Origin of the sequence: uncultured Algibacter sp. (assembly GCF_947487575.1) — a bacterium.
Taxonomy (GTDB): Bacteria; Bacteroidota; Bacteroidia; order Flavobacteriales; family Flavobacteriaceae; genus Algibacter_B.
In genome coordinates this window covers 62867-83407 of record NZ_CANKXG010000002.1, presented here as the reverse complement: position 1 = coordinate 83407, position 20541 = coordinate 62867, and the positions used below count along the sequence as shown (strand labels likewise).

The window sequence follows — 20541 nt, the reverse complement described above, 5'->3', positions numbered from 1 at the left end:
TTTTTAATATTTCACATATTCAATATCACTACTGTATAATGTTTCAGATGTGCCATCTACATAGTCAATATCAACTCCAGTAATTTTTATTTTCTTTATTGTATTATTATACCAAGCATTTGACCAAGTTGTTCCATAACCATTCCATTTATTCTTTTTAATAGGACCTGTAACTTGCCCTCTAAATGTTGAGCTATTCCTTATAGTACATTCTACAATATCACCAACAGCATTATATGGAACTACTTCAAAAGTTGCATATTTTACTGTTTTATCAGACTTATTTTGCCAAATTATATTAAAATCTACACCACCAGCAGAATTTGGTTTAGATGAATAAAATTGTTTTATTCTTATTATTTGTCTAAGTTTTTCCTTTTTTGTTTTTTCTCTATTTTTCTCTTTAAGTAATCTTTCTGTTTCCTCTTTCTTTTTCCTTTCAAGAATTATTTTTTGAGATTTTTCATTTATTAAAATAGCTTTTTTACTTTCTTCCGAGTTAGGGTGAATTTGTTTCAGAGAGTCTACAAGAATTTCAATTTGAGAATAATTCTTATTTTCAAAATTAGCTACAATTTGATTTAATCTAAATTCTGCTCCGTTTTTAATTTCGTTTAATTCAGCTTTCAGTTTATCGTTTTCTAATTTTACTTTGTCGTATTCAGATTGATTAACACAAGAAAATAGAAATATGGATATTAGAGTTAAGTATATTATTTTTTTCATTATTTAATTTTAGCAAATTTCAGATTATTTATTTTATTTTAATTACGGAAATCCATAATAAGTTCGTTTCAATGCAGTTCGTTTTCGGTTTCGTTCTAATTATTGCCAACGTCGGATATGAAATCGTTTTTAATGTTTTATATCCGACGGTAAACGAAGGTAGCTGAAATTTTTTACAAAGTCAAGCTTCAACCAAAACAAAAAGCCACCCTATTTTCATAAGGTGGCTTTCAAAAAATAAATTTTTAACTAAGACTTAGCAGCCTTAACCATAACTTTTAATTCCATATCATCATTAATAAATTTATCACCTAAATTATCAAAAATTGATTTAGAACCGTATTGCACGTTCCATTTTGTTCTGTCAATAGTAAACGTTTCGCTAGTAAGCGTAACAACACCATTTTCATTAGTAACAGTTACAGGAAATGTTACATTGTTTTTAGCATCTTTAAGCGATAGGTTACCCGAAAGCATCATTTTACCTTCAACATTTTCTAAACCTGTAATTGTAAAACCTGCATTTGGGTATTTTTCAATATCAAAAAAGTCTGGACTAGATAAATGCCCTTTAAGTTTTGCATTTCCTTTTTCTTCAGCAGGAATATCAGTTACTGTAATAGATTTCATGTCAATTATAAAAGAACCACCAACAACGTTTCCGTTTGCAATATCCAAAACACCACTATCAATAGCAATTGTTCCGTTATGCGATCCTGTAGGCTTAAACCCTTTCCATGTTATTGTTGAGGCTTCTGTATTAACAGTATAGCTTTCAGAATTTATAGTTTCTTCCACAGCTTCAGCAGCAGTAGTTTCAGCTTCTTTTGCTTTGTCTTTACAACTTGTAAAAGACATTGTTAAAGCAGTAATAAATAAAATTTTTACAAAATTCTTTTTCATTTTAAATGTTTTAGTGTTATTAATTAAAATCATTAAGTAGATATGTCGTAAAATTAGGCATAAGCTATCAAAAAAAAATTAAATTATTTTAATGACATTATGACATTTTTATAATATTGGCAGTACTTTTGCCAACTTAAATTTAAGATTGAAAAAATTGAATTTACCATGAGTAAAAAAGATAAAAGCGATATAGAAAACGAGCAAGTAGAATCCACTCAAGCAGAAACGGTTGAAGTTGAAGAGCAAACTATTGAAGAAAAACTAGAGGCTGAAGTAAAGCAAGAAAAAGATAAGTTTTTACGTTTGTTTGCAGAGTTTGAAAATTATAAAAGACGTACAGCAAAAGAGCGTATAGAATTATTCTCGACGGCTAGTGAAGATGTTATGAAAACATTATTACCTGTTTTAGACGATTTTGAACGCGCATTAACTCACATTGAAGACGATAAAGAAGCCGAAGAGTTGCGTAAAGGTGTATTACTAATTTATCAGAAATTAATAAAAACATTAGAACAAAAAGGCTTAAAGCTTATGGAGGTAAATAAGGGCGATGTTTTTAATGCAGACAACCACGAAGCAATTACGCAAATACCTGCTCCTACTGATGATATGAAAGGAAAAATTATTGACATTATCGAAAAGGGATACCTTTTAGGTGAAAAAGTAATTCGTTTTCCGAAAGTAGTTATAGGGCAATAAAATTAAGATATGGCTAAAAGAGATTATTACGAAGTATTAGGTATTAATAAAGGCGCTAGTGCTGCGGAAATTAAAAAGGGGTATAGAAAGAAAGCGATTGAGTTTCATCCTGATAAAAACCCTGATGATAAAAGTGCGGAAGCTAAATTTAAGGAAGCAGCAGAAGCATACGAAGTATTAAGCGACGACAACAAAAAAGCACGTTATGACCAATACGGTCACCAAGCCTTTGAAAACGGCGGCGGTGGTTTTGGCGGTGGCGGTATGAATATGGACGATATATTCAGTCAGTTTGGTGATATCTTTGGTGGTGGCGGTTTTGGTGGTGGTTTCTCTGGTTTTGGCGGTGGCGGTGGTCAACGTCGAGTAAAGGGAAGCAACCTTCGTATTCGTGTTAAACTTACTTTAGAGGAAATAGCCAATGGCATTGAGAAAAAAGTAAAAGTAAAACGTAAAATTCAAGCACCCGGTACTACGTATAAAACCTGTTCTACGTGTAATGGTTCTGGGCAAGTAACACGTATAGCAAATACCATTTTAGGAAGAATGCAGACTTCTGCGCCATGTAATGTTTGTGGTGGTGCAGGACAAATTATTGATAAAAAACCTAGTGATGCTGATGCACAAGGATTAAAAGTTGGAGAAGAAACAGTTTCTATAAAAATACCAGCAGGTGTTGTAGATGGTATGCAACTTAAAGTGTCTGGGAAAGGAAACGAAGCTCCTGGAAATGGTATTTCTGGTGATTTAATTGTTGTTATTGAAGAAGAAGCACACAATAAGCTGCAGCGTGAAGGCGATAATTTACATTATGATTTATATGTAAGTTTTCCTGACGCTGTTTTAGGAACATCTAAAGAAATTGATACAGTTACTGGTAAGGTACGTATAAAAGTTGAAGCTGGTGTGCAGTCTGGTAAAATTTTGCGCTTACGCGGAAAAGGAATTCCGAGTATTAACGGCTATGGTAAAGGCGATTTATTAGTACACGTAAATGTTTGGACCCCTAAAACGCTAAATAAACAACAAAAAGAGTTTTTTGAATCCATGCAGGAAGATGAGCATTTCTCACCCAAACCAGAAAGCTCAGATAAGTCTTTCTTTGAAAAAGTGAAAGATATGTTTTCTTAATATATCTATCTAAAATATAAAAAAACCACTTTTTAAGTGGATTTTTTATATCAAAAAAAAGAAGATAATTAATAGTTTTGCTATTAGTATTGAAAAAAAAACTATATTTGAATATCACTAATTTATTTTAGTGATAATTTTTCTTTTTCATAGCAATTTTTTTCCCATCCTTAATTTATTAAGGGTGGGTTTTGTTATTTAGGGCAAATTTTAGCTTAATATCTTTTTTTTTGAATCATAATTATTACTTAAAGCATTGAGTTTCTAGCCCAAACATTTAATATATTTACTAACTATTATTCAACTAAAAAAGAACATGAATAACTTACTTGAAGTTAATAATGTCTCCAAATATTTTGGAACTTTTAAAGCTTTAAATGATGTGTCGATTTCCATTCCAAAGGGTAGCATATTTGGATTACTAGGTCCCAATGGAGCAGGAAAAACTACACTTATACGTGTTATTAATCAGATAACTATGCCAGATTCAGGTTCAGTAAGTTTAGATGGAGAGCCACTTAGCCAAAAGCATATTATGGATATTGGTTACTTACCAGAAGAGCGTGGTTTGTACAAATCAATGAAAGTAGGAGAGCAAGCTATATACTTAGCCCAGTTAAAAGGCTTAAGTAAAGCAGAAGCTAAAAAACGATTAAAATATTGGTTTGAGCGTTTAGAGATTGGAGATTGGTGGAATAAAAAAATTCAAGAGCTTTCAAAAGGAATGGCACAAAAAATACAATTTATTGTTACTGTGCTTCATGAACCTAAGTTGTTAATTTTTGATGAGCCTTTTTCAGGTTTCGACCCCATAAACGCAAATTTAATCAAAGACGAAATTTTAAGACTACGTGAAAATGGAGCCACGGTTATATTTTCGACTCATCGAATGGAATCAGTTGAAGAATTATGCGATGATATAGCCTTGATTCATAAATCAAATAAAATACTTGATGGTAAATTGGTAGATGTAAAACGTCAATACAAAATCAATACCTATGAAGTTGGAGTAAGAGTCAATAATCAATTGGAATTAGAAAAAGATTTATCTGAAAAATTCAATGTTTCTGTAGCCAATTTTAAAACTTTAGAAAATGAATTGAAACTTAATATTAAACTTCAACAAGGCGAAAACCCGAATGATTTATTAAGTTATTTAACGCAAAAAGGAGAAGTTTCTCATTTTGTAGAACTTATTCCAAGTGTAAACGATATTTTTATTCAAGCCGTTAATAATAATTAATCGTAAAAGAATTCCTTGAGACTTTGTCTCTAGGTTTTCGTTGAAATTGCCATTCTCGCTAAGACTGGAGCCTAAAATATAGAATTTTAGTTTTTTTAAATTATTTGTTTTTATGAACCATTTACCACTTATTATAAAACGAGAATATTTAACTAAGGTTAAAAACAAATCGTTTGTTATTATGACGTTTTTGAGTCCATTTATATTTATAAGCCTTATTGCTGTAGTTGCTTATTTATCACAAATGAATAATGATAAAACACGAGTAATATCTATTTTAGATGAATCAGGACTAGTTAAAAATATTTTTAAAAATTCTGCGAATACTTCATATAACTATCTTAATGGTATGTCACTCGATGATGCTAAAGTATTAGTTCAGGAATCTGAAGGCTATGGGTTATTATACATTTCTGATGTCTCAGAAGGACAAATAAATTCAAAAAACTTGACATTCTATTCAGAGGAATCACCCTCATTAACTTTAATTACTAACATCGAAAGTGAAATTCAATCAGAATTAACACTGCAAAATAGAATAAATGAAGGTATTGATGTTGAAAAACTAAAAGCGTCAAAAGTAAATATTGAAATTAATCAAGAGAGTTTTGATGGTGAAAAAACATCTAAGGTTGATAGTATTGTCAAACTTATCTTTGGAGGTGCAGCTGGGTATTTACTGTTCATGTTTATTATAATATATGGAAACATGATTATGCGAAGTGTTATAGAAGAAAAAACAAGTAGAATTATAGAGGTTATTATTTCTTCTGTTAAGCCTATTCAATTAATGCTTGGTAAAATTATAGGAACCTCGTTAGCTGGAATTACCCAATTTGTAATTTGGCTTATTCTAGGTGGTGTTTTAATGACTTTAGTGTCATTAATCTTAGGCATTGATATGGCACAAATGCAAACACCACAGCAACAAATGGTTGAGCAGGCTATGGAGAATCCAGAAGCAAATATTCAAATTCAAAATATAGTTGCAGCATTTTTTAATTTACCATTGGCTAATTTAATTTTAGCATTTATTTTGTTTTTTATTGGAGGTTACTTACTATATAGTTCGCTTTATGCAGCTATTGGAGCAGCTGTGGATAATGAAACCGATACACAACAATTTGTAATTCCTATTGCTTTAATTTTAAGTTTTGCTGTTTATATAGGTATATTTACAGTTATTGAAGACCCGCACGGAACGGTTTCAACGGTGTTTTCGTTTATACCATTAACTTCTCCTGTGGTTATGCTAATGCGTATACCATTTGGTGTTCCAATCTGGCAGCAGGTATTGTCTTTTTTAATATTGATTGGGTCTTTTATGTTTACGGTTTGGTTTGCTGCTAAAATATACCGAGTAGGTATTTTAATGTATGGAAAAAAACCGAGTTATAAAGAATTAATAAAGTGGATAAGATATTAATATGATTCAAAAATTGAAAGAAATAGAGGAGACCGTTAAAGAAAGTACAGTTTGGTCTGATATTTTAGAGTTTTTGAATACAGACTTGTCGATTAGTAAGGATATTAGCATTTCTGTAAAAGGAATTATCATGGTAATTGTTGTTGTTTTTTTAACATCTATCCTTCTTAATTTGATAAGAAGAATGTTGACAAAGCGTTTACCAAATGATGATAAAACAAAATTTAAAATCTTGTTTGGCTATGGCAAGTGGATTGTTTATTTAATTATTTTACTTATTACTTTTAATGTTATTGGTGTTAATGTAACTGCTGTTTTTGCAGCATCGGCCGCTTTGTTAATTGGTGTTGGTTTGGCACTACAAACTTTGTTTCAAGATATTATTGCTGGCGTTTTAATTTTAATAGATCAAACCATTCATGTAGGGGATATTATAGAAATTGATGGTAAAGTGGGTAGGGTAGATGAAGTTAAATTAAGAACAACAAGAGCGGTAACTATAGATAATAAAGTGCTAATTATTCCGCATCATTTATACCTTACTAATAGTTTGTATAATTGGACGCAGAATGGTTCAACAACTCGCGAGTCTGTTGTTGTTGGTGTCGCTTATGGTAGTGATGTTCAACTTGTAAAGGAATTGCTTTTAAGAGCTGCAGATGGTCATGATTTAATTCTTAAACATCCAGCTCCTTATGTATTCTTCACAAATTTTGGAGATAGTGCTTTAGAGTTTAAATTGGTATTTACTTTAAATGATAGTTTTCAGGGTGCAATACCAAAAAGTGATTTACGTTTTGAAATAGATAAGTTATTTAGAGAAAATAATATTAGTATACCTTTCCCGCAAAGAGATGTTCATATTATTTCAAAGCAAGAGTAATACATAAATATTAAAATGTCGTAAACATTGGTTTAGAAGGTTATGAAAATGAATATTTAATTAAAAACATTTGGTAGGGTATTTGTATACATGCTAAACATTCAAATTAAATAGTGTATTGCGTAAAAAAATAGAGATGAAGTTTTTAAATTAGGAGATGCATGAACAGTCTATTTTATAAACAGGAATAAAATTTAAAATTTAAGTATGTCGAAAATATTAGTAATAGAAGATGAAGCAGCAATTAGACGTGTGCTTGTTAAGATTCTTTCAGAAGAAAACGATACCTATAAGGTTGATGAAGCTGAAGATGGGTTATTAGGTATAGAAAAAATAAAAAACGTAGATTTCGATTTGGTACTTTGTGATATCAAAATGCCTAAAATGGATGGTGTTGAAGTTTTAGAAGCAATAAAAAAAATAAAACCAGAAACACCAATAGTTATGATTTCTGGGCATGGTGATTTAGATACGGCAGTAAATACAATGCGACTTGGTGCTTTCGATTACATTTCAAAACCGCCAGATTTAAATCGTTTATTAAATACGGTTAGAAATGCTTTGGATAGAAAAGAATTAGTTGTAGAAAACAAAATTCTTAAAAAGAAGGTTAGTAAGAAATACGAGATGATTGGTGACAGTGATGCTATTTCTCAAATCAAAGATATTATTGATAAAGTAGCTCCAACTGATGCTCGAGTTTTAATTACAGGACCAAATGGAACTGGAAAAGAATTAGTAGCGCATTGGTTACATGAAAAGAGCACACGAGCAAAAGGCAATTTAATAGAAGTGAATTGTGCAGCAATACCAAGTGAATTGATAGAAAGTGAATTATTTGGTCATGTAAAAGGAGCCTTTACAAGTGCTAATAAAGACCGAGCAGGGAAGTTTGAGGCTGCAAATGGAGGAACCATTTTTCTGGATGAAATAGGAGATATGAGTTTATCTGCACAAGCCAAAGTTTTACGTGCCTTGCAAGAAAGTAGAGTACAACGTGTTGGTAGTGATAAGGATATTAAAGTTGATGTTCGTGTGGTTGCAGCAACAAACAAAAATTTAAAAAAGGAAATTGATGAAGGCAGGTTTCGTGAAGATTTATATCACAGGCTGGCTGTAATTTTAATTAAAGTTCCAGCGTTGAATGACAGGCGAGATGATATTCCATTATTAGTAAAACATTTCTCAGATAAAATAGCAAGCGAACAAGGTACAGCTAAAAAAGCGTTCTCAGATAAGGCAATAAAATTACTTCAAGAATATGATTGGACAGGAAATATTAGGGAGCTTCGTAATGTTATAGAGCGATTAATTATCCTTGGTGGCAGTGAAGTAAGTGAGCAAGATGTTAAATTGTTTGCAAGTAAATAAAATATAAAATTGCTGTTTGAAAAGACTGAATTAAGTTTAGTTTTTTCAAACAGCATTTTTTATATACTCTTAGTGGCACGAGTTTAATTCATTTAAATAGTTTGAAGCCAATGCTTTTAAATTATCTGTGTAAAAACGCTTAATATCGTCAATACTTTTAGTTGATATATTTTCAGAAGTATTTACATTTTCTATAGGCTCATGGGTACAATCACAAATTTTCAAAGCATTGTTATATGTCTTAATGTTTGATGCTATGGCGTTATTATAAGAAGTAATTAATTGTTTCTTTTTAAGTGTTAATTCCTTTTCTTTTTGCTGTGCTAGTTTTATTTTAAGACCTTCTTCTTTAAGTTGTAATGCGTCCTGTTGTTGTTTTAATTTCAATTGTTCATTTTGTATATCAGAAAGCTCTTCATTTTTATCAGTAGCATTATTGTAAATAGAAAAAGCACATTTGTCTATCTCTATAACACTTTCTTTGCTAATATCTCGGGCGCGTTTTACATAAAATCTGCCATCCTCAAAAGTTTCAACATGCTCAACTTTTGCAAGTAATTCAATACCTTTATTGGCTAGGTTTAAAGCGGTTTTACAACCACAAGTAATTAAAGATTCTTTTGAAAGTTTAAGGGACTCAACAGATCTATTTGCATAATATTTTATATGACTAATATTATTGGAATCATAAGCATCTTTAACGTGCGAATATGCATTTACAAGGTAGGAGTTGGCATTGTCGCAGTTAGTTTGTGCATTCATGGCAATAGAAGCCATTAAAAAGCATAGTAAGTAGTAGGTTTTCATAAGTTTGGGTGGTTAAGAATATAAATTTGGTAGTACGAATGTAATGAAAACCTTAAAAACAGATGTGTCGTTCGTCGAAATTATCGATTTAAGCACATTATACGATCTTTTCAATAAAAGAAGAAATTCTTAGCTTTATCTCGTCATTAATCAAATTATCTAAAACATAAGTATGAATGTCTCCCAAATAATTCATGCCTAAATAATTTGCAGATTCAACAAAGGGCATAGAAAATCCATCTATTAAATCATCATGATTACTAGTACTAATCATAGCCATATTTTTACCTCGTAACAGCCTGCCAGTATCTTTATGTATTCGGATTAAATCCGAAATTCTATCAAAAAACACTTTCAGCACACCACTCATACTATACCAATATACTGGTGTAGCAAAAATAATAGTGTCATACGTATTTATAATATCAGTAATTAATTCAATAAAATCATCATCTTGGTTTATATATTCATAATCATAATGACCTATGTTTTTAGTGTATAAGTCAATAACATCTATAGCATTGTTAGTGGTTATGTAGTTAACAATTTTGCTTGTGTCTCCATTGCTTCTGGAACTTCCTTGTATTATTACAGTCTTATTCATAATTCAAAATAACAATATTTAATAATCTTAAAAGACGATTTCAAATAGAAACAATTAATGTTTAACATGATAAAATTGATAGCATTTTTATATATTGAACTCATCACTTAATTCAGATAAAAATTTGACTATGAATGACTACAAAGTAACTTCAAACATATCTTTAAAAAACTCGCAAACAAAAGCAGTAATAGATAATGCCGACAAAGAGCTAAAAAAAGTTAGAAAACAACTAGGTAAACTTCAAGACACTATATATGCACATGGAAAATATGCAGTTTTAGTATGTCTTCAAGGCATGGATACGGCTGGGAAAGACAGTTTAATTCGTGAGGTGTTTAAAGATTTTAATGCCAGAGGAGTTGTGGTTCATAGTTTTAAAGTACCAACCGAATTGGAGCTGAAGCACGATTATTTATGGCGTCATTACATAGCACTTCCTGCGCGCGGTAAGTTTGGAGTTTTTAATAGAACGCACTACGAAAATGTATTGGTAACACGTGTGCATCCAGGATACATTATGGGTGAAAATATTCCAAGTGTTAATTCAGTAAGCGATATTGATGATGCCTTTTGGGATAAACGTTTTGAGCAAATAAATAACTTCGAAAAACATATTTCAGAAAACGGAACCCTTATTTTTAAATTCTTTTTAAATCTTTCGAAAGAAGAACAAAAAAACAGACTTTTACGTCGTTTACGCAAGCAAGAAAAAAACTGGAAATTTTCACCAGGAGATTTAAAAGAACGCAAGCTCTGGGATAAATATCAAACCTGTTATGAAGACGCTATAAACAGAACATCCAAGCCCCACGCACCTTGGTATGCCATACCTGCCGATGATAAACCTTCTGCAAGGTATTTGGTTGCAAAAATCATGTTCGATGCATTAAGCGCCTATACTGATATTAAAGAACCTGAATTGGACGATGACATTAAAGCAAATATCGAATTATATAAACAACAACTTAATAACGAATAGTTTTTGGGCGTTTTAACACGCTTTCCGCTATATCTTTTTAAAATGTTATTGTGAGGAGTGAGCGACGTAACAATCTGCCAGTCATTTGTCTAAAATTTAATATAGTGATTTTTGGTTTTTAAAAAGGATGCCGCTGCAATCGTTAACGCACTTACCTTATGTTATTAACACAAATTTAGGTTACAGCTTTGCAAGTAACTTATAAGAAAGACTATCTTTAAACATAAAAATAATGTCATGAGAATTTTAAAATTTACAACTTTTTTATATTCAATCCTTTTAAGTTTAAACTTATCAGCGCAAACTGATGAAGAAGTTCTTAAAACCATTTACAAACAAACCTTAACCAACGGAAAGAGTTACGATTGGTTAAACCACTTATCAAACCAAATAGGTAGTAGGTTATCAGGATCGTTAGGTGCAGAACGAGCAGTAGCATACACCAAAGAAGAACTAGAAAAACTAGGCCTAGATAAAGTATGGTTGCAACCCGTTATGGTGCCAAAATGGGTTCGCGGTGCAAAAGAATTTGCTTTTATTGAAACAGAACCAGGAAAAACAACTAATGTAAATATTTGTGCTTTAGGTGGTTCAGTAGCAACTCCAGCTTTAGGTTTAAAAGCCGAAGTTGTTGAGGTTAAAAACTTTGAAGAATTAAAAGCACTTGGGCCAGAAAAAATTGAAGGTAAAATTGTGTTTTACAACCGCCCAATGCAAGCCGATTTGATTCACACTTTCGAGGCTTATGGTGGTTGTGTAAATCAACGTTATGAAGGTGCTTTAGAGGCAATAAAATACGGAGCAGTTGGAGTCATTGTGCGTTCTATGAACTTACGAATGGACGATTTACCACACACAGGAAGTATGACTTATGAGAATTTGCCAGTTGATAGACGTATTCCTTCGGCAGCAATTAGTACTAATGACGCTAAGTTATTAAGTACGATGTTAAAATTAGATAACAATATAAAATTTTACTTTAAGCAAAACTGTAAGCAACTTAAAGATGTTCAATCTTATAATGTAATAGGAGAAATTACAGGAAGTGAATTTCCAAATGAATATATGATTGTTGGTGGGCATTTAGATTCATGGGATTTAGGCGATGGTTCTCATGATGATGGGGCAGGAGTTGTACAATCTATGGATGTACTTAGGTTATTAAAAGAATCGGGTATTACACCAAAACGAAGTATTCGTGTTGTATTATTTATGAATGAAGAAAACGGTTTACTAGGAGGTAATAAATACGCGGCAGTTGCAAAACAAAAAAATGAAAATCATGTATTTGCTTTAGAAAGTGATTCAGGCGGCTTTACACCTCGTGGTTTTAGTTTCGATTGTAATGATGCAGCTTTTAATCAAGTGTTGAGCTGGCAGCAATTATTCAAACCTTATCTTATTCACTATTTCGAAAAGGGTGGAAGTGGTGCCGATGTCGGTCCACTTAAAACAGAATCGAACGTTTTAGCAGGATTACGTCCAGATTCTCAACGTTATTTCGACCATCATCATGCTAGCAATGATACGTTTGATGCTATTAATAAGCGCGAATTAGAATTAGGCGCAGCCACCATGACTTCTCTAATTTATTTGTTTGATAAATATGGAGTGAATCCCATTTCAAATAAAAACGTTATAAAAAATTAGTACGATGTATTGGAAGAAAAAACTTAAAATATTTAATTGGAAGTTATGACTATGTTATGACTTTAGAACTTAAATAAAATGAAGAATTCAATTTTTATATTAGCCTTAATTTTAACAACCTTCGTTATGGCACAAAATGAAGAAAAATTACCGTATTATCAAATTCCTGATTATCCAGAAGTTTATACTGCTGGAAATGTTGCAGCTAGAATGGTTGACGGTTTGGGGTTTAGATATTTTTGGGCAACTGAAGGTTTGAGGTCTGAAGATTTAAGTTATAAACCAAGTGAGTCTGGACGAACATCTTCAGAAACCATAGATCATTTATACGGGCTTTCAAATTTTATTTTGCGTTCTATAGCTAGTGATGAAAGTAGTGCAAAAGATTCAGAAATGACTTTTGACGAAAAAAGAAAACAAACACTCCTTAACTTTAAAAAAGCTTCAGATATTTTAAGAGAAACTGACAATTTATCTGAATTAGACAATAACAAATATCCGTTCTGGAATGTTATTAATGGCCCAATTTCTGATGCATTATGGCATTGTGGACAAGTTGTAATGCTTAGACGCACTTCTGGAAACCCATTTAATTCAAAGGTTAGTGTATTTAGAGGTCAGTTGAGAGATTAATTTTTTTTGTTCTTTAGACCTTTAATTATTAAGAAAATTACTGATAGTATCGCAATAAAAATAACAGTTGCAATCGCTTCATTTTTTCCAAGGTTAGATAGAAAATAAACAATAATTGCCATAGCAAAAATTGGAATTAATAAACCGCCAGGAATTTTAAATTCATCCGGTTTTGTTTTTTGAGAATATCTAAGCTTTATTACAGATATAGCTACACCAAAATAAATAATAAGCATGGAACTGCTAGCAATAACTGCAAGTTGCTCAAAACTTCCAGAAATAGCAAATATAAAACCAATGGTTGCGTATACAATTATTGCGATATAAGGTGTTGCAAATTTTTTATGGATTTTTGACAGAGCCTTTATAGGAATAACATTATCTCTAGAAAGTGCGTAAACTACTCTTGGACTATTTAGTATAGTGCCGCTCATATATCCAAACATAGAAATTATGGCGCCAATTATTAAAAGTGTATATCCAAAATTGCCCATTACTTTTTTAGCTGTTTCTGCTAGTGGGGCGGCTTTAAAATTAGCTAATTCGCTACCTAAAACACCTTGCGAAACCGTTTGAATTAAAACATAAATTATTACCACCGTAGTGATACTAATTAAAATAGCTTTAGGAATATTTCGTTTTGGATTGATAACTTCGCCACCAACTACAATACCCGTTTCACAACCTTGAAAAGCAAAAAACAATATAAGTGATGTTTCACCAAGTGTTTTAATTGAAGGCATATTTTCAATGTATAAGTTAGATATTGAAATGTCTTTAAATCCAATTAAAATTAGAAGTAATAAAGGAATAAGTTTTATAAGCGTATTAAATTTCACTAAGCCAATACCTTGATTTAATCCAATAACATTAATATAAACCATACCATAAAAAAGAATAAAGAGAAATAACAAACGAGGCCAACCACCTGCAAATATGGGATAAGCAGAACCAATTACATTAACAAGCGCATTTGATACAGCAGCATCTGCAAATAAAGTACTTCCAATGGCAAAAAAACCACCAAGAAATCCAGCGTAATCCCCAAAGGCTGTTTCAATATATGTGTAAGGACCTCCTGTGTTAGTAACTTTACTACCAGCTTCAGCAAAACAAAGCATAATCATTGCCATTAACAGGCCACAAAAAAGATAAGCAATGATACTTGAAGCTCCCATATAACTAGCTACAATAGCAGGCAATACGAAAATACCAGATCCAATAATAATATTAACAATATTTGCTGATAGACCTAATACACCAACACGTCTTTTTAAACCTTCGTCTTTTTTATTCATTTATTTTGTTATAGGTAGCTCAACCACCATTTATCTTTGTTAGTAGCCTTGTAAATCATATATTTTTTTGATGGATAATAGAGTAGAGCGATTACACCTATCCAAACCATATAAACAACAAATAACGAATACCCATAATTTAAAAGTTTAGCATTCATAAAAACATCCGAAGTAAGAATCATATTTTTCCAGTCTCCACCAAAAATTAGCATTCCAATAATAGCTAAAACATGAATAACTAGAATGTGTAAAAAGTAATAGAATAAGGGAACACGTCCAAATACTAAAAAGAAATCTGTTATTTTGTTTTTAACCTTTTCAATAGCATATAGAAACAATAATGAGGGGCCAATAGTTATAAGTAAATAAACTAAAGAAGGCGGATATTTAGTAACGTTAAAGAATGATAATATGGTTTTTGTAGTAGTGTCTTGAACAGACCAAGGCACCAAATCGCCATACATATTTATACCTCTAATTATAAAAAAGAGAACAATCGACGTTAATCCAATTCTTAATAAATATTTGTTCCTAAGAGGTGGATTGTAACCTTTTTTATAGAGTATGCCTAAGCAATATCCAAGAGTTATTAAACCAAACCATGGTATAATAGGATATGCAAAAGCAAAAAACCGGTCTCCAATCATTAAAAATTGTTGTTGATGAAGAATATACCAAATAATAGATTTAAAGCTAGAACCTTGAAGGATAATGCTATCTAATAAATTGTGACTAGTAACTAATAAAAGCCCTAGTGCGAGTAAAATTTTAATTGGTAAATAAATAGCGAATGCGAGCAGCACCATACATAAGCCTATAGCCCAAATAACTTGTAGAATAATAAAGCTGTAGGTGACATCAAATTTCCATAAAAAATTATTAACTATCAAACATAAGATAATTAACCAAACCCCTCTGGTAATTAAAAATTTAAATAACTCAGGTTTTGTTTTTTTACTACCATATAAAAATGCTGATGTACCAGCTAAAAAAATAAAAACAGGTGCGCAGTAATGTGTTATAAATCTAGTGAAAAATAAAAAAGGAGTAGTGGTTTCTATATTTGTTGGGTCAGAAAAAAAAGAGCCGTAATGGAAATAATCTCTAACATGGTCTAATGCCATAATGACCATAACAACACCTCTCAAAATGTCTATGGATTCAATGCGGTTAGTTTTTACTTGCATAAGTCTTTAAATATTTTAAAATAAAAGACTTGGGATTTTTTAAAAATAGCTAAAGAATTATGCTTTAGCAAATAAAACTGAGTTATGTTTTTGGTAATAGTAGAATTTTAACTTTCCATTACAAATAGATGTATTTTGAGTTTTAAATAAGGCAGACAATAAAAAGAGAACTTTATTTACCTCTATTAATCTGTTCTTTCTTCAATAAAAGCTTTTGTTGCTGCTTTATAGTAAGTGTACTACCATCATGACTCCAACCAGGAGCAGCAAAGGCATACATGAATTTATGATACCAGTTTTTAGATTTTTTCATATCGTTCCAAATATCTTTGTATTCATGCGTTAAAATAACCAAGGGGTTATATGAATTTGGAGCATGTGTTACACCGTATTTAATATCGATGGTTTCATCTAGTTCTTTCCAAGTCCCAAAAAGTTTATCGAAAATATTTAAGAAACCGCCATGGTTTTTGTCCATATATTCTAGGTTTTGCGCGTGGTGTACTTGATGCATGGTATGTGTATTCATGAATTTTTCTATAAAACCCATTTTAGGAATATAAATAGAATGTAATTGAAATTGCCAAAGTGCTTCTATACCTAAACAAACCACTAACATTTCTGGAGGAAAACCAATGGCTGGAATCCACATATAAAAGAATGGTTTGTAAAAAATGGTGAACCAACCGTTTCTAACTGCAGTACCTAAATTAAAATTGTCTGATGAATGATGTACAATATGTGCTGCCCATAAAAAACGAACATTATGATTTTGTCTGTGAAACCAATAATAACTAAAATCATCTGCTAATTGGCAAAGCAACCAGACATACCAGACATACCCAAAAGATTCCCATCCCATAATATTCATACGAATACCATCAACAATAGGATTGAAAATTTCATAAACAAATTTAAAAAGAACAATGGCTGCAATAGTTTTAGTGAGTGGAGCTAATATTGCAGAACCTACACCCATAGTAAGACTTGCTAATAAATCTTTGTTCTCATAAAGTTCATTGCTTTTTTTGTCTTTTCTATGATGTCTACTATATGTAAATTCAAGTAATATGAGTCCAAGAAAACAAGGTACACCGTAAACTAGAGGGTTTAGAAAATCCATTAAAATTGCGTTTTGTCAAAAATAGGATGATTTTATTTGTAAACTATAATAACTAGCATTTATTTCAAAAAAAATGGCTTTAAAACATATTATAGTTTTAAAGCCATTTTATAGTTTTTAAAAAAGCAGTTATTTTGCTAATACAGTCTCTTTTTTATTTGAAAAATCAACTTCAATTTGATTGTTTAGTATGTCTTCAAAAGTTTCTCTTTTTCTAATAAGATGTGCTTTGTTGTTATGCCATAATACTTCTGCTGGTCTATATCTTGAATTATAATTACTAGCCATAGAGAAACAATAAGCACCAGCATTTTTAAAACATAAAATATCACCTTCATTAATTTCATTTATGCGTCTGTTGTTTCCAAATGTGTCAGTTTCGCATATGTAACCTACAACGGTATAAAAACGTTCTCTTCCTTTTGGGTTGGATATATTAATGATATCATGATGCGAGCCGTAAAGCATTGGACGTATTAAATGGTTAAATCCAGAATCAACTTGAGCAAAAACGGTGGATGTAGTCTGTTTTACAGCATTTACATTGGTTAAAAAATGACCAGACTCACTTACTAAAAACTTACCAGGCTCAAAAGCTAAGGTTAAATCCTTGCCATATTCCTTGCAGAATTCATTAAATCTTGTTGATAGTTTTTTACCTAATTCTTCAATGTTAGTTTCAATATCACCTTGCTTATAAGGCACTTTAAAACCAGATCCGAAATCGATAAAATCTAAATTTTGAAATTGTTTAGCTGTGTCAAATAATATTTCACTAGCATATAAGAATACTTCAATATCTAAAATATCACTTCCAGTATGCATATGAATACCATTAATTGTCATTTTAGTATTTTCGACAATCCTTAATATATGAGGTATTTGATGTATAGAAATTCCGAATTTGGAATCAATATGTCCTACAGAGATATTTGCATTTCCACCAGCCATAACATGTGGGTTTATACGAATACAAACAGGAACTTTTGGGTGTTTTGTTCCAAACTGTTCTAAAATAGATAAATTATCAATATTAATTTTTACTCCTAACTTAGCAGCTTCTTCAATTTCATTTAATGATACACCATTGGGTGTAAAAATAATTTGCTCAGGAGAAAAACCTGCAGCCAAACCTAATTGTACTTCTTGAATAGAAACTGTGTCAATACCAGAGCCCAAAGATTTTAAAAATTTTAATATGGAAATATTAGATAGTGCTTTAACAGCATAATTAAGTTTTAATTTCTTAACACCTTTAAAGGCAGACGTAAGTCTTTTGTATTGGTTTTCAATTTTTTCAGCATCATATACGTATACTGGACTTCCAAAATCTTGTGCAATTTTGAGCAACTGATTATCTAACATGGTTTTAATAATTTTTTGTCAAAGATATTTCTTTGGTTCAATAAAAAAATAAAAAATCAAAAAATAAATCAAATTAAACATTTTGTTAATTATTTAACATAGAGTATTGATTAAACTATTATTCAAGTTTTCGTAAATAAATATTAGGGTAAGTAAACGCTATTATTTACATTTGTGATTCTTAAAACAGAAGCGATATTATGAATTTACACGAATACCAAGGTAAAGAAATATTAAGCAGTTTTGGCGTACGTATCCAACGTGGTATTGTAGCTCAAAACGCAAACGAAGCAGTTGCTGCTGCTAAGCAATTAACTAATGAAACTGGAACAAGTTGGCACGTTATTAAGGCACAAGTACATGCTGGAGGACGTGGAAAAGGTGGTGGTGTTAAACTTGCTAAAAACTTAAAAGAGGTTGAAGAGATTGCTGGACAAATAATAGGTATGGACTTGGTTACGCCACAGACTTCTGCTGAAGGTAAACGCGTGCATCAAGTTTTAGTTGCCGAAGATGTTTATTATCCAGGTGAAACTGAGACAAGTGAGTTTTACGTGTCTGTTTTATTAAATAGAGGTACAGGACGCAATATGATTATGTATTCTACTGAAGGTGGAATGGATATTGAAACAGTTGCAGAAGAAACACCACATTTAATCTTTACGGAAGAGATTGACCCGGCTGTTGGATTAATGCCTTTTCAAGCAAGGCGTGTGGCTTTTAATTTAGGGTTATCTGGTTTAGCGTTTAAAGAAATGACAAAGTTTGTTTCTAATCTTTATACTGCCTATGTGAAGTCTGATTCGTCTTTATTTGAAATCAATCCAGTTTTAAAAACTAGTGATAATAAAATAATGGCCGTTGATGCTAAAGTAACTATCGACGATAACGCCTTATTTAGACATAAAAATTATGTTGATTTGCGTGATGTTCGTGAGGAGAGTGCTATTGAAGTTGAAGCAGGAGAGCTTGGTTTAAACTATGTGGATCTTGATGGAAATGTTGGTTGTATGGTTAATGGCGCAGGTTTAGCTATGGCAACTATGGATTTAATTAAGCAAGCTGGTGGCGAGCCAGCAAACTTTTTAGATGTTGGTGGTACTGCTGATGCTGCCCGTGTAGAGGCTGCTTTTAAGATTATTTTAAAAGACCCAGCTGTTAAGGCTATATTAATAAATATCTTTGGAGGTATTGTACGTTGTGACCGCGTTGCACAGGGTGTTATTGATGCCTATAAAAATATGGGTACTATAAATGTGCCGATAATTGTTCGATTACAAGGGACTAATGCAGATATAGCTAAAGAGTTGATTGATAATTCTGGACTAGACGTAATGAGTGCTACAGAGTTTCAAGAAGCTGCTGATAAAGTACAGCAGGTTTTAGCTTAAGATTTAATACTGAATTTATTTTAGTAATACATATAAAAAAAGCAACAATTATTAATTGTTGCTTTTTTTTTGTGCTGTTTTCTCTCCTTTTTTTGGCATTGGACCTCTAAGATGAATAACAAGTCCATTTAAAAAGTTACGCAGTATCTGATCACCACATTCCATGTACTTCGGGTGATCTTCTCTTCTAAAAAATGCACCGAGCTCACTTTTTGAGATTCTAAAATCTACAAGTGCTAAAATCTTCACTATTTCATCATCACGCAATTTAAGAGCTACTCTTAATTTTTTTAAAATATCATTATTTGTCATAATTCTTTTTGAAGGGCTTTTATGGTGTGTATTTCATCGATTTTGTTTTTTGACTTTATCAAAGCTAACGTTTTATCTGCTTTTGTAAAGATACCCTAAATGTTGATTTTAAGAGTTATTTTTTTTAACATAAATTATCTATTTAACATATTGATAAACAGTTAGTTGTGTTGTTTGTAAGTGCTCTTGGATTTCACATTAGAAATGATAAAGTGCAAATTTACAAGTTCAATAAAAGTAAATTATTGACGAAGTAGATGAAAATCACGACTAAATACGTGCCGTTTTTCGATAAGTTACATTATATCTACGATTATTAAAGGACTCTTCTGTGTAACTTTATATTGTAATTAAATAGATCCATAAAGAAAACCCTTAAGAATGGTAAATAGAGTAGAAAAATTAAGCCTTTTATCTGAAATGATAGCTTTTGCGAAATATGATAAAGATATTAAGCGAATAGAATATAATTTCTTATTAGGAGTAGCAAAACAATTAGATATTTCTCGTGAAGATTTTGAGTATTTATTGGAGAACCCGGTTACTTATACGCATTTAAAATCTCATAGCGAGCGAATCGTTCAGTTTCATAGATTAGTTTTATTAATGAATATTGAGCAAGAGTCGAATGAAGATAATAATTCGGCAGGTGTTATAAAGTTGTATAACTTTGGACTTAGAATGGGATTAAGCCATGAGTCTATTACTAAGGTATTGTACCTAATGGAAAGTTTTCCAAATAAAATAGTACCACCTGATGTTTTGATAGATATTTTTAAAACACAATATAATTAAGATTATTTT

Annotated in this window: 20 protein-coding genes; 11 read left to right on the top strand and 9 right to left on the bottom strand. The window is 31.3% G+C overall.

Translation table 11 applies throughout. The features are described from left to right. Positions 1-3: 3 nt before the first annotated feature. Positions 4-726: a hypothetical protein gene (locus Q0870_RS02495; protein ID WP_298550772.1), complete on the bottom strand. Its 723-nt coding sequence runs from the start codon at positions 724-726 to the stop codon at positions 4-6. Between the two features lie 249 nt (positions 727-975). After that, a complete protein-coding gene (locus Q0870_RS02490) occupies positions 976-1629 on the bottom strand; it encodes a YceI family protein (protein ID WP_298550770.1) in 654 nt (217 codons plus the stop codon). A 168-nt stretch (positions 1630-1797) separates the two neighbouring features. Between Q0870_RS02490 and Q0870_RS02485 the strand changes: the two genes are divergently transcribed. The 6 genes from Q0870_RS02485 (at position 1798) to Q0870_RS02460 (ending at position 8385) form a co-directional block, all read left to right on the top strand. Beyond that, positions 1798-2331: a nucleotide exchange factor GrpE gene (locus tag Q0870_RS02485; protein WP_298550768.1), complete on the top strand. Its 534-nt coding sequence runs from the start codon at positions 1798-1800 to the stop codon at positions 2329-2331. Between the two features lie 9 nt (positions 2332-2340). Next, positions 2341-3462, top strand: coding sequence for a molecular chaperone DnaJ (gene dnaJ / locus Q0870_RS02480; RefSeq protein WP_298550766.1), 1122 nt, complete (start codon positions 2341-2343; stop codon positions 3460-3462). A gap of 316 nt (positions 3463-3778) precedes the next feature. Beyond that, on the top strand, positions 3779-4705 hold the full coding sequence (locus tag Q0870_RS02475; protein WP_298550764.1) for an ABC transporter ATP-binding protein: 927 nt from the start codon (positions 3779-3781) through the stop codon (positions 4703-4705). Between the two features lie 112 nt (positions 4706-4817). After that, positions 4818-6131, top strand: coding sequence for an ABC transporter permease (locus tag Q0870_RS02470; RefSeq protein ID WP_298550762.1), 1314 nt, complete (start codon positions 4818-4820; stop codon positions 6129-6131). A gap of 13 nt (positions 6132-6144) precedes the next feature. Beyond that, a complete protein-coding gene (locus Q0870_RS02465; RefSeq protein WP_363317915.1) occupies positions 6145-7014 on the top strand; it encodes a mechanosensitive ion channel domain-containing protein in 870 nt (289 codons plus the stop codon). A 207-nt stretch (positions 7015-7221) separates the two neighbouring features. Next, positions 7222-8385, top strand: a complete 1164-nt coding sequence (locus Q0870_RS02460; RefSeq protein WP_298550757.1) for a sigma-54 dependent transcriptional regulator — start codon at positions 7222-7224, stop codon at positions 8383-8385. A gap of 69 nt (positions 8386-8454) precedes the next feature. Here the strand turns inward: Q0870_RS02460 and Q0870_RS02455 are convergent, their stop codons facing one another. Next, positions 8455-9192, bottom strand: a complete 738-nt coding sequence (locus Q0870_RS02455) for a hypothetical protein (RefSeq protein ID WP_298550755.1) — start codon at positions 9190-9192, stop codon at positions 8455-8457. 97 nt (positions 9193-9289) lie between these two features. Next, a complete protein-coding gene (locus tag Q0870_RS02450) occupies positions 9290-9796 on the bottom strand; it encodes an NAD(P)H-dependent oxidoreductase (RefSeq protein ID WP_298550753.1) in 507 nt (168 codons plus the stop codon). A gap of 130 nt (positions 9797-9926) precedes the next feature. Between Q0870_RS02450 and Q0870_RS02445 the strand changes: the two genes are divergently transcribed. From Q0870_RS02445 to Q0870_RS02435, 3 genes are all read left to right on the top strand, one after another. Continuing rightward, on the top strand, positions 9927-10778 hold the full coding sequence (locus Q0870_RS02445; RefSeq protein WP_298550751.1) for a PPK2 family polyphosphate kinase: 852 nt from the start codon (positions 9927-9929) through the stop codon (positions 10776-10778). A 237-nt stretch (positions 10779-11015) separates the two neighbouring features. Continuing rightward, the gene (locus Q0870_RS02440) at positions 11016-12428 is read left to right on the top strand and encodes a M20/M25/M40 family metallo-hydrolase (protein WP_298550749.1); all 1413 of its coding nucleotides are present in this window, start codon (positions 11016-11018) and stop codon (positions 12426-12428) included. Positions 12429-12506: 78 nt separating this feature from the next. Next, a complete protein-coding gene (locus tag Q0870_RS02435) occupies positions 12507-13061 on the top strand; it encodes a hypothetical protein (protein WP_298550747.1) in 555 nt (184 codons plus the stop codon). On the opposite strand, the gene Q0870_RS02430 is transcribed toward Q0870_RS02435, so the two are convergent. From Q0870_RS02430 to lysA, 4 genes are all read right to left on the bottom strand, one after another. Next, positions 13058-14359, bottom strand: a complete 1302-nt coding sequence (locus tag Q0870_RS02430) for an APC family permease (RefSeq protein WP_298550745.1) — start codon at positions 14357-14359, stop codon at positions 13058-13060. The genes Q0870_RS02435 and Q0870_RS02430 overlap by 4 nt on opposite strands. An 8-nt stretch (positions 14360-14367) precedes the next feature. Beyond that, positions 14368-15546: a heparan-alpha-glucosaminide N-acetyltransferase domain-containing protein gene (locus Q0870_RS02425; RefSeq protein WP_298550744.1), complete on the bottom strand. Its 1179-nt coding sequence runs from the start codon at positions 15544-15546 to the stop codon at positions 14368-14370. 172 nt (positions 15547-15718) lie between these two features. After that, the gene (locus tag Q0870_RS02420; protein ID WP_298550742.1) at positions 15719-16669 is read right to left on the bottom strand and encodes a sterol desaturase family protein; all 951 of its coding nucleotides are present in this window, start codon (positions 16667-16669) and stop codon (positions 15719-15721) included. Between the two features lie 129 nt (positions 16670-16798). Continuing rightward, complete coding sequence (gene lysA, locus Q0870_RS02415; protein WP_298550739.1) at positions 16799-18034, bottom strand: diaminopimelate decarboxylase; 1236 nt, start codon at positions 18032-18034, stop codon at positions 16799-16801. Between the two features lie 200 nt (positions 18035-18234). On the opposite strand from lysA, the gene sucC reads away from it, so the two are divergent. Next, positions 18235-19425 carry an ADP-forming succinate--CoA ligase subunit beta gene (gene sucC / locus Q0870_RS02410; RefSeq protein WP_298550737.1) on the top strand — a complete coding sequence of 397 codons (1191 nt, stop codon included), beginning with the start codon at positions 18235-18237 and terminating at the stop codon, positions 19423-19425. A 51-nt stretch (positions 19426-19476) separates the two neighbouring features. Here the strand turns inward: sucC and Q0870_RS02405 are convergent, their stop codons facing one another. Then, a complete protein-coding gene (locus Q0870_RS02405) occupies positions 19477-19737 on the bottom strand; it encodes a DUF1456 family protein (RefSeq protein WP_298550735.1) in 261 nt (86 codons plus the stop codon). A gap of 381 nt (positions 19738-20118) precedes the next feature. On the opposite strand from Q0870_RS02405, the gene Q0870_RS02400 reads away from it, so the two are divergent. Beyond that, on the top strand, positions 20119-20532 hold the full coding sequence (locus Q0870_RS02400; protein WP_298550732.1) for a TerB family tellurite resistance protein: 414 nt from the start codon (positions 20119-20121) through the stop codon (positions 20530-20532). Positions 20533-20541 lie beyond the last annotated feature (9 nt).